The organism is Streptococcus sp. HF-1907 (assembly GCF_015594605.1).
Classification (GTDB): Bacteria; Bacillota; Bacilli; order Lactobacillales; family Streptococcaceae; genus Streptococcus.
In genome coordinates, this window is the sequence record NZ_JADNQT010000004.1 from 77,193 (window position 1) to 90,748 (window position 13,556).

A 13,556-nucleotide genomic window follows, 5' to 3' on the forward strand; every position below is an offset into this window, starting at 1 on the left:
AAAAGGCACCGACAACAAGGCCCGAAGGCTTAAAGGTTAGATACTTCACCAGTAAGTATCACCACCCTTAATGGCGAATTGATCCATCAGAAGCGCCCACCTCCTTGGAAACCTTTATAAAGTTTAAGTGATAATAGCAGGGCTGCTAAGCTAGCCACTATTGCACCGAGGAATAAAACAGGTTCAACACCCATTCCACCGGTCTTAGGCAGGTTGTAAGTTTTAATCTGCTTGTTAGTAATGGTGATAGTACCAGAAGTAGCCGTCACATCACTAGCCTTGGATGAGTCAGTGACACCATTTGAATAAGTAGCACTATATCCCGCAGGCACAACTTCTTCAACATAGTAAGAGTAAACCTCACCATTGTCTCCAACAGTTGGCAAATTATCAAAGGTCGTTGACCAATGACCACCATCATAGGTAATGTCACGTCTGCCATTCTCAACATCTACAGGTGTTGGGTTTTGATCTGAAAGACGTTTCAATTGGATAGTCACCGAACCCCCTGTCCGACTGGTATCTGAGCCATCTGGTTTTTGCCATTTTTTATCAACTGTGATAGAAGTTGTTGGTGGAAGTTTGGTATTAGAAACATATTCTTGCTTAGATTGTTTTGCTAAATTGACAGCTGAAGTTAAGTCTGTTAAACCTCCAAGATTCAATGGAGCAATCCCGGTCTCAGAGAAGTAGAAATAGTAGCGTTTTTCATTTTCTGGTAATTGATAGCCTGACGGTGCTTGAACCTCTGTCACATAGTACATTTTTCCATCTTCAAGTGATCCAATACTATTGACAGCTTCTTTCCCATCTTTCGTAATATTAAGTGTACCATTTGCTGCCGTTTTGTAAGTGGCTACCACTTTATCAGTGACATTTTCTCTCACCTCAAATTTAGCACCTGGTAGAGTGATGGCAAAATTAACATCAACTTTTATTAATTTAAAGAATTTAACAGTAGAGGCCGTACCACTAGTTGCCATTTTAGACCAACTAATGGAAGTGGTCTTTTCTCTTTTACCAGTTTTTAGACCATTAATCTCTGCTGTATTTTTAACGCTTAGTTGAGCAGTATTATCTGCATCGACATCTCTAGTAACTTTATACTTATACTCAAGTTTCAGTCTCTTATTATTCGGGACAGTAAGTTTCAGGATACTCTTGTAAAGTCCATTACTATCACGAACCTTTTCAACTGTCCAAGACCACTGACTTTTATCAATCTCTTGGTTGTTGACGTCATACAATTTAACAGATTCTTGTTTCAGGTCATAACTCAAATTAGTCAGGGGATCTTCTTGATACTCCAAAGTATCGGTAACAGTGTAGCTATCTTTGCCTGCAGCTAAATCTTCGGCAGCAGGGTTAATATCCAGTTTGTAGTTGACCTCACGGTTATTATTTTTCCATTCACCAGATTTAGAAATCTTTTTGCCTGGCTTGACCGTTATTTTTTGAGTATGCTCAGCTTCACCAGCAGGTGTACCATTTATTGTTGCTGACACCTTATTGGTATAAGCTTTTGTGATTGGGCTATCCAGCGGAGATAAGTCTGTTTTGAAGAAGAAACCTGCATAAAGAGTTCCAGTATTGTTTAGAGCTTCTTTTAATGTTTTTCCATTTTTAGCTGTAAAAGTAACTTTAACAGCTCCGCTTTCATCAATAGTACCGGTAACATCAATATCATTACCATAGCCACCCGGCCAGTATGGGTTTGGCCAAGTAATCTTACCATCTGAGACAGTAAAATCGCCACTATTTAGACTATACGTCGCATGACCATATCTGAAACCTATCAGGGACAAGCCGGAAGGTGGTGTATCTGTCAACGTCACCGTTTGCGTGTCATCAGCCAATTTAACTTTGACAACCCAGAATATTGTACCATCTTTTTGAATCTCATGTTCGGTGTTATTAGTATTGTACTCAGAAGCTTGACCATCCCAGGCATAACTATTCCCATCCATCTTGAAGACTTTACCTGTCTCTTCATATTTGTAACTAGCCTCTTTTGAGAAACCGCTACTTGATATAGTATTGGTGAAATAAATGACTGTAGATTTATTAATAGTAGACCGGTAGTCTAAGGTAATATCTGAACCTTGATAAGCCTTCAATAACTTAAACTTATATTTGCTATAAGTCTTATCAGAGCTAATTTGGCTATATGGCGTATACTGCCAAGTTGAATTTCCTGATTCCCAAACGTTGAATTCAAAATTTCCTGAGCCAAAAACCTGTACTAATTTATTATAGACAGCATCTAATTGGGCTCTTGTAAAATAATGTTCACCGTTGTTGGTGCCATCTTTTCCCCTTAAAACATCTTCAAATTCTGTACCAGACGGAATTTTACCACTTCCGGGCACCTTGATAGTAGACTGCCATGTCAATTCCTTGATATCCGAGTCAGAGGTTGCTTCCATTTTCTTAAAGGTTTTATCTAGCCCACCGGTTTTATCATTTTTACCTGTGACCGTTGCAGAAGCACTAGAGTTTTCCCCTCCATCTGTAATCGTTGCCGTATTAGTAAATGTTTTAGCGGATTCAGCCCAATTGTTTGGTTTTGCACCGGCATCCGTTGTGTAGGTGATAGTGTACTTATTTGTATTTCTGCTACCTGAAGTTGCTGTAAATTTATAGCCAGTAGATGTCTTTGTCGCACCTTCTGCTGGTGAGATTTTAACATCACTTGCTTTAGCAATCATGTCGTCCTTCAATTCAGCACCAGCAATGTCGTTTTGGTTTTCATTTACGATAATGGTCCATTTGACCTTGTTGGTATTCTTATCATAAGAACCAGACTTACTAATTTTATTTCGATAAAGTTCCAGTTGATTATCTTTATGTTGATTTGGAATATCTGGCGTTGTCACATCTAACCCATTTCCAACATATGTTGATTTCCCAGCTGGAAAACCCGAAATCTTATAACGATAGGTTATCGTATATTTCTGATTAGCACCGAGTTTAGGGAGCTGAGTCGTAAATTTACCATTTGATTCATTCAGATTTATACCACTTGTCACATCTGTTGTTGACCAGTCGCTATTGGTTCGAATAACCTTTAATTTTTCAAATCTTTCAATCTTGAAACCATCAACCTTTAATGTATCTGTTAGATTGACCACATCTTTAGTCCCCTTATTTGAGGAAACTTCAACAGTATAGTTCAAGTAGGCACTATCACCATCGTAAGTGACATTCCCCCACTTATTACTAGAAACATCATACTGTGCTTGCTGAGGCTCTTCTTTCTTATCAATTGATGATGATGGCACTGTTATCGTAACTTTATCTGTAAACGGAATCTCGTAGTCGCCCGTTTCTTTTCGATAAGTTTGACCGATAGACGCAGCATACTTTAGGTCTCCTTTAACATAATCCTTCGCATTGGCCACATAAGTATCCAAGAAAGTTAAAACTAGATACCTCTTACCATTTTGCTGAACGAATTTATATTTGTAGGCATCATTAGAACCATCTTGGCCTATATATTCTTGATTTTCATTGACCTTAGGATCCCAAGTGGTATCAGCTGGCAGTTCAATGGCGTAAGACTTGCTCTTATTCAGTTCAGTCAAAGGAATATTATAGTGTAACTTTAATTCAGTTGATAACGTTTTGGTATTTCCAGTAGTTGTCTCAGTAGTTGTCCCTTCAAAACCACCGTTTTGAAGGTATGGTTTAAAGTCTTCATACTCAACCCCCGCAATAGTATAAGTTGAGAAGGTATCTGACTTAAAGGCAACACTAGTAACGCTTTCCTGTTCATCTTGTTTAATATCTGTACCTGATTTTTCAGTTAAATCTTCAATTTGGTTGACGTCATTATTCTTGAAGTGATAAAGTTTCCAACCATCTTGGAGGTTTGAACTTTCAACTGCATTCTTGAAGTTCATGGAAACCTTAACCTCTTTGCTTGGTTCCACTTCTGCGCCAGCTTCATTGACAAAGGAAATGTCGTAAGAATAAGATGAAAGTAAGCTTTGTTTGCTATCATCTAAGACTTGTTGAATCTTGTCTGTGAGGGCTTGGCTATTAGTGATCGGAGTAACCTTGAGGTTAACCTTTTCTGCAAAAGTATCTGCCTCATAGTCCACCTTAACGGTGACATCATCAGTATCCGCTGACAGGCTACCTGCCTTGCGGTAACTTTCATCTGGTGTACTCTCCGTTTGACTAGCTTTTGATTCTGTCGCCTGATGGTTTGCCTCTGTAGCCGATGACTGACTGTCTTGTTCTTTTTCCGTTACAGGCGTTCCCGAAGAGGATTCCTGCGTCTGTAAAACTGAGCTACTAGTATTATTGCTCAAGGTAAGAGCTGGCAAGACTAAGGCGTAGGTGGTACAAAAAACGACCACAATAGACACCGCTAGAGCTATTTTTGCCAAACGGCTATCGCGTAATCTTTGCCTAAGTAGCAAAGCCAATTTATCAAGTAGTAATTTCATACGCATTCCTCACAATTCCTTTCCATAAAAAGCCATTAGTGAACCCAACTCACTCGATTAAGTGGCCAAATTCGGAAAGTTAACTTTCCAACTAATTGTTCATCACCAACAGTACCAACAGCGGTATTCCGTGAGTCAATTGAGACACTACGATGATCTCCCATAACAAAGACTTTCCCATCGGGGACTTGATAAGGTAATTTAATGTTGGTCTCACCATAAGCCTTCTCACCTTTAGAAAGGTAGGGTTCTTTGATTTTCTTGCCATCAACGCTGACATTCCCTTTTTTATCAATATTAACCCATTGACCTGAGGTGGCAATCACACGCTTGACCAAGACCTTATTATTATAGTAGAAGGCAATGACATCGCCTTGCTTGAGCTTTTTAGCGTTTACAGATACGACCATATCACCAGATTTTAAAGTTGGGGTCATTGAACTACCATAAATTTGAAGGACTGGAAGCCAAAGCGTGGCGATGAGCACTGCGACAGCTGCGACAGTGATTAACGTAAAAATCGTACTCTTCAAAGTACGTCGATAACGTTGCCTATATTTTATCTTAGCCAACTCTTTAGCCATGATTTCCGCTTTGGGCAAGTCAGCTAGGGTTGGCTTCATACTATTTATTTTTTCACTCTCCTGAGATTCTTTTCTCATACCGAAGAATTCCTATCTAGTTTACTTTTTTAATTGTTGAATATTGGCTAAATATTGGTCAGCTGCCTTCTGGGCTGCTTCAAAAATTCCATTCAATTCCAAGGCTGCTTCTGCAATGGATCCTGCTTTGGCAATCTTGATGTCTTTGTCATTTAAAGCTGATTTAAGTGATTCAACCTCTGCTTCAAGGCGTTCAATTTCTTGTGCCTGGGAGACCAATAAATCTAACAAATCTGTTCGACGTAATTTTCGTAATTGTTTTTCGTTCATACTATTTTCCATGATAGACAAGGGGAAGCCCATTATTTAAATAAAGTCTACAACTTCCAAAAGGATTTTTCAAGTAATATGCTCATGTAAATTATTTTATGCAAATCCACGTCTTATCTTTTTGGTATCATTACCCTAATCATGTGTTCAAAAAAAAAAAAAAAAACAGATTTCGATGAGAAATATCTTAAAATATCTTTCTCACCCCATATCCGACAACTAACAAAAAAGCCCTTAGAAAAATATTCTAAGAACTTCATTTTTGATCGTCAAGAGTCAGATTACTTGTGACCAATAACGTATGTCAATTGAGAGGCTTGGGATGCTGAGAAGGTACGGTAAGATACCACGCCAAGTCCCATAGCGTTTGATTCTGAGATAAGGACGCTACCGTCTTCTTTGACTTCTTCTACGATAGCAACGTGACCATAGGTTGCATCAGCTCCCGCTTGACCTGGCGCAAATGAGACCGCGTAACCAACTTTTGCTTCGTGGGTTGTTTCGTAGCCAACTTGATGTTGCCAGTCACCACCATTTCCCATATACTCACCAAAGCTATAGCCCAGCTCTTTGGCACGGTTATATACATACCAGGTACATTGTCCCCAAGGGTAGGTTGATGCTGTGTAGGCTGACGCATTCATTGATGCTGAGACTTGGAAGCCTGTCGGAACATTTGCGAGCATAGCTGTTGATAGATTCTTCAATTCATCTGGAATAGCTGGTGTGCCTCCGTGTTCGTCAATCCAACGGTCAAGATTTTCCATGATTTTAGCACGACGTTCTCCGCTACCAGATGCGTCTGTAAAGTAAACACCACCTTCTGCAACGGTGTTCAACTGACCAGCTGCCAATTTCTTAGCTTTATCATCTTGGACTTTGAAAGTAACATTTTTATTGTCGATGATAGTAGTCTTAGTCAATGCCATCACTGCAGCTTCATCGCTGTAGTTCTGAGCATTTTCAGGATTGTTATCAAAAGCACCGTAACCAAACATATTGGCACCAGCTAGACGAGCGACACCCGCAGTTCCTAGGGAACTTTCAGAGATAGCAATAGCTACAATCGCACGCACGTCCAAACCACTTTTACGCTCCCATTCAAGCAACTTTTTACCGTTGATGCGGTTGCTATCGTAAGCAATACCCGTGCTTTGTAAAAAGCCATCCAACTGCTCTGCGGAAATACCATAGCGGTGTGCTAAAATGTTGTGCGTGTAAGCATCTTTTCCTGACCAATGCTCAACATAAAATGGTGTTGCAGTAACTGCGCTGTTGACTACATTCTCATCAAATCCAGCTACAGCTGCTGAGATAGTAGGTTGTTGAGAAGAAGTGGCAGTCGTTGATGATGAGCTTGCAGTGGCTGCTTTAGCGACCGAAGTGGCGCTTGATGTCGCTGTTTTAGTTTCTGTTTTGGTTACTTCTTTACTTGTTTCAGTTGATTTACTGCTTTCAGAACTTGCTTCTGTAGCTTTTTTTTCTTCTGAAGAAGAGGCTGTTTCTGAGGAGGAAGTAGACTGTGTTTGCTCTGATCGATCTGTATTTGTCTCTGATGAAGCTTCAGAACTTGCGCTGATTTCACTTGTTTGAGATGAGGTTGTCTCACTTGTGTTGACAGTAGTTTCTGCTGTACTAGTTGTCGTTTTTGATTCGTCTACTGAAGGGGCAGCCTCTGTAGGAGTTTCATCGCTTTGTTCTTCAGTCTTGGCTTGATTTTCCTGCGCATTGGTACTCTCACTTAGCAATACTGAACTATGCTGAGTAGCTTCCTCAGCTAGGACTAGCAAAGGTGAACTATTTGATAAGATTAATCCACTAATTAAGAGTAGGGATAATACTTTATTTTTTTTCATTTATCTTACTCACTTATTCTTGATTTTAGTCACTCTCACTAGTTTAGCACAAGTGAATCATTTTTTCTAATAAAACTAACTGAAAATTTCACAGCCTCTAAGTCATACTTTCTTTTTCTAAAAATAAAAACTTCCAACTACTGCTCAAAAAGACGAGATACTAACCTCGTCTAAAAAATATTTGATTGTCTGGGACTTCCACCAACAGACTTCTCATAAGGAGTTGAGAGTTGGTAGGCTGTCTCCGTTTTTATAGCGATTTAGATTAAATTTCAACATAGGAGCTCCTTTATACTATCTACTTTTTCGTGCGGGATAATGGTAACATTCCAAAATCACATACCAAAAACTAGCCAATGTCACCATTTTTAAATCTTGAGATATTCAGTTGAATACCTCCTTTTGTCGCTATCCTAATCACTGAGTTACAATTCCAAGGAACTCAGTAATCTCCGTTTTTGTACCTGTTCAAATTCATCTTTAGCATTGCGCACCTCCGACAGTTTAAACATATACTACATTGGACCGACCTCCATTTTTTAGATTTGTTTGGAAACCTTGTCGCCGTTACTATAGCGACCCACATTAACCATCAACATAAGCGCTACCTCCGTAGGTTTCTAGCTGAATGACGCTTCGGCTATCCACCACTTTATTGCAATTGGAAGAAGATATACAATATTAGCTGTCGCCATTTCTATAGCGACTAGGATTCATTACCATCATATCGCTACCTCCAGTGTTAAAGTTAGGTTGCCTACCTATCTACTTGCTGGAGACTAGTCTCCATTTTTATACCTTGAGATGTTGTAACTAATCATTGGATTTCCTCCTTGATTACTTCCTTATCTTTTTTACACTTTTATTATAATGTAAGCGCTTGCTTATGTCAAATAAAAGACCTTCAAAAATGCTAGTTTTTATCAAAAAAATCACTGGAAAATGATCAACCTAAAAAAGAGTTAGCAGATTGCCAACTCTTTTTACATGATTCAGCATTAAGCATAAATCTTATCTAGAATCACATCAACAATCTCGGCACGATTTAGCTTGCCTTGATCCGAATCGTCTTTTCGGCTAGGATTGTCGATGATATCAATGATGGTCGAATGCTTAACCACTACAATTTTATCAGCCATGCGAGCTGCTTCTTCGATATCGTGGGTGACTAGAACCGTTGTGAATCCCTGCGAATCACAGATTTCTAAAATTAGATCCTGCATTTTTCGGCGGGTCAAGGCATCCAAAGCTCCCAGAGGTTCATCTAAAAGTAAAACTTGAGGTTGATACATCAAGGCACGCGCCAAGGCCACACGTTGCTTCTGCCCACCGAATAATCTAGTCGGGTAATAATCAGCAAACTCCTCTAAGCCAACGAGTTTTAGTAAATCCATAGCCTCTGCTCTTTTTTGAGCTTTTTTTGGCCAAAGGACAGATTATCTAGGACAGTCATCCAAGGTAACAGACGATCATCCTGAAACATGACACGTGCCTTATCATTGACCTTCTTGATTTCTTGTCCTGAATGGGTAATACTGCCCTCGGTAGGTTGTTCCAAACCAGATATCATCCGCAGCAAGGTCGTCTTACCACTACCACTCATCCCAACCAAAGCTACAAATTCGCCTGCCTGGATGGTCAAATTGGCATTTCCAATGGCAACTTTCTCGCCGTAGCGCTTCGTACACTTATCTATTTTTATTAGTTCTGTCATCTTAGCCTCCTATTCTCGCCAATCTAAGCAAATATCTTCCAAGGTTTTGGCAATAAAATCAGATAATTTCCCTAAACCTGCATAAATCAATATACAGAGGAAAATCGTTCGCATATTCATAAATTGCTGGGCGTTAGTGGACATATAACCAATACCAGAGTCGGCAGATACAGTTTCCGCCACAATGAGGGTCGTCCATGTGATTCCTAGCGCATAGCGCACTCCCATAAGAATGGTTGGCAAAGCACCTGGAAAAATAATCTTTCGGAATAAGTCTAATTTAGACAAGCCATAGGATTTACCCATTTCAATCAAGTGACTATCCACCGATGTAATCCCATGATAAGTGTTGATATACATAGGAAATAGGCATCCCACAGCCACCAAGCTCACCTTAGCTGTTTCATCAATACCGAAAGCTAAGATAACCACAGGAATCAAGGCTAAATGTGGAATGTTCCGTAGCATTTGAATGGTCGAATCAAAAGTTGTTCGGGCCATTTTCGAAACACCATTAACCACCCCTAGCAGAAAGCCCAAGCCTCCACCAATAACAAAACCGATGGTAGCGCGATAAAGGCTGATACCAATATTTGCTTGAAGGCTTCCTTCTTGCCACAATTTGACACCTTGCTTAATGACACCCCAAGGCGATGGCAAGAAGGAACTTGTTATCCAACCAGCCATGATAGCCGTTTGCCATAGAATAATAAGCATCAGGGGAAGTAGCCAAGGAAGAGATAGTGATAAAGTATTTGACATCTTAATCGTATTTTTCATGTGACCTCCTAGTTACTAAGGTATTGAACGTTATCTTTGATGACAACCTTGTTATTGATGATGTCATCTGTGTAGAAAAGGTCAGCGATATCTTGTAATTCTGAGACAGATTTTTCTGTCATTCCAGTCATGGCATAGGTTCTACGGTTAACCATTTTTTGAACGACTGCTTCTTCAAGACCCAGACTTTCGGTTAACATTGTCACCAGTTTATCCTTGTGTTTATTAGCCCAAGTCATGTCTTCGCTAGTATATTTAATCAAAAGTTCCGTCACGTCCTCATTTTCCTCAGCGAAAGCGGTTGGTGACACAATGTAAGAACGGTTATTAACCCCAACGTCTGAGCCTGTTACTAGCAAGGTTGAATTATCAGTGACTTCTGCCTTGGATGTCGCTGGATCCCAGTTTACCCAGGCATCTACTGTCCCGTCCACGTAAGCAACACTCGCAGCACTCTGATCCAGATTCACAAGATTGACGTCATCTTGGCTAAGACCTGCCGATTCAAGAATTTTCAAAATCATATATTGTGAATTGGTTCCTTTCGTGTAGGCAATGGTTTTACCTTTTAAGTCAGAGACGCTACTGATTCCTGAACTTTTGTGTACTAAAATCCCTGAACCAGAAGCCTTGGTTCCTCCTGCTGCTACATAGGTCAAATTGGTACCTGATGCCAGTGCAGAGACACTCGGTGTATCACCGATTCGAGCATAGTCGATACTTCCTGAAGCTAGAGCCTGCATCTCAGCTGAACCATTTTGAAACTCTCTAAAGACAACCTTATAGCCCTTAACCTTCATTTTCTTAGCGAGGACACCACGTTCTTTAGAAATATCAAATTCATCTCCTGCTTGATAACCAATGACAATTTCGGTTAAGCCGTCAGAAGTGTCGGTCTGAGTTTGTTTCCAACCATAAAAAGCAACTGCTATCCAAGCAATCAAAAGTCCAATAATAAAAGTTTTCTGGGCAATTTTCCTACGCTTCACTTAGCATCCTTTCTACCACTTGGGATTTTCTGACAAGCTTTTGCTGAATCAAAATCTGAGACAGCTGAGGTCGCATAATTTTGTTGGTCGGATTTAAAGGAAAATCATCAACAAAATAGATTTCTTCAGGGCATTCATACCTTATCAGATGTTTTTGGCAGTGAGCCATGATGGCTTGTTTGACCTGCTCATTTGCTTCCACATTTGGCTGAAGAATGACCGCTGCTGCAACGATTTCACCATAAATATCATCAGGTAAGGCAACCGCTGCAATGTTTTTAACATAATCCAAACCACCGATAGTATTCTCAATAACGGTCGGATTGATTTTTTCGCCTCCGCGGTTAATGACATTTTTTCGACGTCCGTTGAGCCAAAGATAGCCATCCTCATCAAAATAGCCCAAGTCACCCGTCAACAACCAGCCATCTTTGAAAGAATCTGGATTGGGTTCTAAATAATCGGTAATCACATGAGGACCTCTGATGACAATTTCACCTTTGATACTAGCTTCTGAAGTCATTCTATTGCCATCCAAGATTTTAACTTCGCTGCCATAAGGTTTTCCAACGGAGCCTAGCTTCATTGCATCCAAGGGGTTAAGGGTGCATTGACTACAAGATTCTGTCATGCCGTAACCTTCCAAGATGGGAACTCCAAATCGTTGACCAAATTCACGGTTACGGTCAATTGGCAACACGGCAGAGGCACATCTGACAAATCGCAACTTATGATTAGGACTGAAACTTGCTAGAGAATTTTCATTTTTCAAGAGGATGCTGACAATGGTCGGAACAACTGAAGTCCAGGTGCAATCATTGTCCTTAATCCAATTCCAAAATTGGCTAGCGCTGAACTTTGGAGCAACAACAATGCGTCCGCTGGACATGAGCGTTGAGACGATAATCAATTCTTGAGCATTGATATGAAACATGGGCATAACAATTAACACCGTGTCATCCTCAGTCATACGATGTGACACTAGGTCATCTTGACCAGCCATGTACATGAAGTGGTGAGAGAGCCCAACTTGTTTGGGTTTGCCAGTCGTCCCTGAAGTATTCAAAATCCAACCCTGAGAATCTTCCGTGGCTTGGAGAGACTTTTGGCTCTTATCATTATCTTTACGGGTCAATAAGACAAGATTTGGGAAGGTCTTTAAGGGAAGCTCTTCGTAATTCAACTCTGTCCTATCCATAAAGACACTAGCCTTTGCTCGGTTAAAAATCATTGCTGGATAACTATTTTCACTGTAATCCTCTAGTAATTCAGCATCAGGTGTATTGGGTGCAACGGGGTGAGCTGTAATACCGTATCACCACATCGCTTGATTCATAGGAATATAGACGGCTGAGTTTTCAAGAGACATAAAAACAACATCCCCACTCTCCAAACCATTTCGCTTGAAGGCTTCTTGAAAAATAGCAATGTCATCTTCAACGTCTTTACCGGTAAACCATTGATTAAGGCTGATATCCTTCAAAAATTTACGATTTTCATTTTCTTGTAAACGTGTTTTTAAGAGTTGCGTTAATTGTGTCATTTTACTTGTTTCCTTTCTTGAAATGATTTGGTCGTCCAACTAAGACACCAAACGGTGGCACCTTGTAACAAAAATAAGAGAAAAGCCAGGCACCACCTAGAACAAGGAGATAGCCCAAGGGAAATAGCAGAGCAAGCTGCAAGTCTGTAAGATAGGGATTGATAGCAGCAACCAGCAAGCCAAAAATTGTTAAGGAAGCTGTTTGGGTCAAATAAACACCAAAGGATAGCTTAGACAATAAATCAATGAATCATCGTAGCCAAACCAGACTAGCTTTCTCACGGTTATTAGCATATTGCAAGCTCAGCGCATAGACATTAGCAATCATTGCAATCGCATAAATCATCATGTAAAGCTGATGAATGAGGTGGGCGTAATGTCGGCTGAATCCTAGAATCTGAGTATTATAATAATAAAGACCAATCGTTCCCAAACTGAGGCAAGCTGTTGTTAGATAAATCCGTTTTTGATAGGTCATCAACCAGTCCGTGACTTGCTCATAATGAATCGCCACATAAGCACCAGCCATAAAATAAAATTGGTAGGTCAAGACAAGCATCCCATAAGACCTCAATAAGTATGACCAGTTGGCATGATTTTGATGCGGAAAAACATACTTGGTATAAATCAGAAAAATAAACTGTATAACAGCTGATACACCAATGATAAGCCCATGCCTTTTAGAAAATGTCTTATAAAGCCACAGCATTATTGGAAAAATCAAATATAACTGCATGGTTACTAAAATATAGTAAAGGTAAAAACGATTACCATGAAGGATAGCCGACCACCACTGGCCAAACCAAGTTGAAGCAGTTAAACGACTTGTCACCAACAGAAGCACCAAAATATAAAAGCCATTCCAAAAAACGTAAGGAATTCCTGAGCCTTTAAACCGCTTAGTCCAAAATCCCCAGATATCAATGTGGTCTTTTTTGTAATAACCAAGAAAAAGTACCAGACCCGTGACAAACATAAAGCCCATCCAAGTAAAATGAGGCATCAAATGCGTCGCAGTGAAAAAACGATAAGCCGTCGATTTTTCTGACACAGCATCCGTAAACAAGGAGCTGACATGGTTAATCAAGACACCAAAGATAAAGATGCAACGCATCAAATCCACTTCATAAAGATATCTGCGTTTCGACTGACTAGTTGCGGACAAACTTATTCCTCCCTTAACAATTAATTGATACTAACTTCTATACCGTGGAGGACTTAAGTCAAACTTAAGCGCAGCTTTCAGGAAACTTAAATCACCCTAGGCTTCTTATCAAATTTTGAATAA

10 protein-coding genes and 1 pseudogene are annotated in these 13,556 nt (G+C 40.0%); all 11 read right to left on the reverse strand.

The annotated features are described in order from the left end of the window. Positions 1 to 86: 86 nt before the first annotated feature. Positions 87 to 4,454 (reverse strand): Cna B-type domain-containing protein, encoded by a 4,368-nt coding sequence (locus tag IYQ92_RS04020; protein WP_195675460.1) that lies wholly within the window; start codon positions 4,452 to 4,454, stop codon positions 87 to 89. A 35-nt stretch (positions 4,455 to 4,489) separates the two neighbouring features. Continuing rightward, positions 4,490 to 5,077 carry a signal peptidase I gene (gene lepB / locus IYQ92_RS04025; protein WP_229311297.1) on the reverse strand — a complete coding sequence of 196 codons (588 nt, stop codon included), beginning with the start codon at positions 5,075 to 5,077 and terminating at the stop codon, positions 4,490 to 4,492. A 60-nt stretch (positions 5,078 to 5,137) separates the two neighbouring features. Next, positions 5,138 to 5,386, reverse strand: a complete 249-nt coding sequence (locus IYQ92_RS04030) for a DNA repair protein (RefSeq protein ID WP_195675462.1) — start codon at positions 5,384 to 5,386, stop codon at positions 5,138 to 5,140. Positions 5,387 to 5,667: 281 nt separating this feature from the next. Further along, positions 5,668 to 7,242, reverse strand: a complete 1,575-nt coding sequence (locus IYQ92_RS04035; RefSeq protein WP_195675463.1) for a CHAP domain-containing protein — start codon at positions 7,240 to 7,242, stop codon at positions 5,668 to 5,670. Between the two features lie 998 nt (positions 7,243 to 8,240). Further along, a pseudogene (locus tag IYQ92_RS04040) lies at positions 8,241 to 8,956 on the reverse strand (ABC transporter ATP-binding protein). Positions 8,957 to 8,965: 9 nt separating this feature from the next. Continuing rightward, positions 8,966 to 9,736 (reverse strand): ABC transporter permease subunit, encoded by a 771-nt coding sequence (locus tag IYQ92_RS04045; RefSeq protein ID WP_195675464.1) that lies wholly within the window; start codon positions 9,734 to 9,736, stop codon positions 8,966 to 8,968. Positions 9,737 to 9,744: 8 nt separating this feature from the next. Next, positions 9,745 to 10,725, reverse strand: a complete 981-nt coding sequence (locus IYQ92_RS04050) for an aliphatic sulfonate ABC transporter substrate-binding protein (protein ID WP_195675465.1) — start codon at positions 10,723 to 10,725, stop codon at positions 9,745 to 9,747. Then, positions 10,715 to 12,034, reverse strand: coding sequence for an AMP-binding protein (locus IYQ92_RS04055; RefSeq protein WP_324253056.1), 1,320 nt, complete (start codon positions 12,032 to 12,034; stop codon positions 10,715 to 10,717). Before IYQ92_RS04055 ends, IYQ92_RS04050 begins: the two co-directional genes overlap by 11 nt. A gap of 6 nt (positions 12,035 to 12,040) precedes the next feature. Continuing rightward, positions 12,041 to 12,268 (reverse strand): hypothetical protein, encoded by a 228-nt coding sequence (locus IYQ92_RS10240; RefSeq protein ID WP_229311299.1) that lies wholly within the window; start codon positions 12,266 to 12,268, stop codon positions 12,041 to 12,043. A gap of 1 nt (position 12,269) precedes the next feature. After that, positions 12,270 to 12,479: a hypothetical protein gene (locus IYQ92_RS10245; protein ID WP_229311300.1), complete on the reverse strand. Its 210-nt coding sequence runs from the start codon at positions 12,477 to 12,479 to the stop codon at positions 12,270 to 12,272. Between the two features lie 39 nt (positions 12,480 to 12,518). Further along, a complete protein-coding gene (locus tag IYQ92_RS04060; RefSeq protein ID WP_324253057.1) occupies positions 12,519 to 13,391 on the reverse strand; it encodes an acyltransferase in 873 nt (290 codons plus the stop codon). Positions 13,392 to 13,556: the final 165 nt, after the last annotated feature.

Coding starts and splice junctions, on each gene's coding strand:
- IYQ92_RS10240 (WP_229311299.1), bottom strand. CDS start 12,268: ATGACACAATTAACGCAACTCTTAAAAACACGTTTACAAGAAAATGAA.
- IYQ92_RS04035 (WP_195675463.1), bottom strand. CDS start 7,242: ATGAAAAAAAATAAAGTATTATCCCTACTCTTAATTAGTGGATTAATC.
- IYQ92_RS04045 (WP_195675464.1), bottom strand. CDS start 9,736: ATGAAAAATACGATTAAGATGTCAAATACTTTATCACTATCTCTTCCT.
- IYQ92_RS04020 (WP_195675460.1), bottom strand. CDS start 4,454: ATGAAATTACTACTTGATAAATTGGCTTTGCTACTTAGGCAAAGATTA.
- IYQ92_RS04030 (WP_195675462.1), bottom strand. CDS start 5,386: ATGAACGAAAAACAATTACGAAAATTACGTCGAACAGATTTGTTAGAT.
- lepB (WP_229311297.1), bottom strand. CDS start 5,077: ATGAAGCCAACCCTAGCTGACTTGCCCAAAGCGGAAATCATGGCTAAA.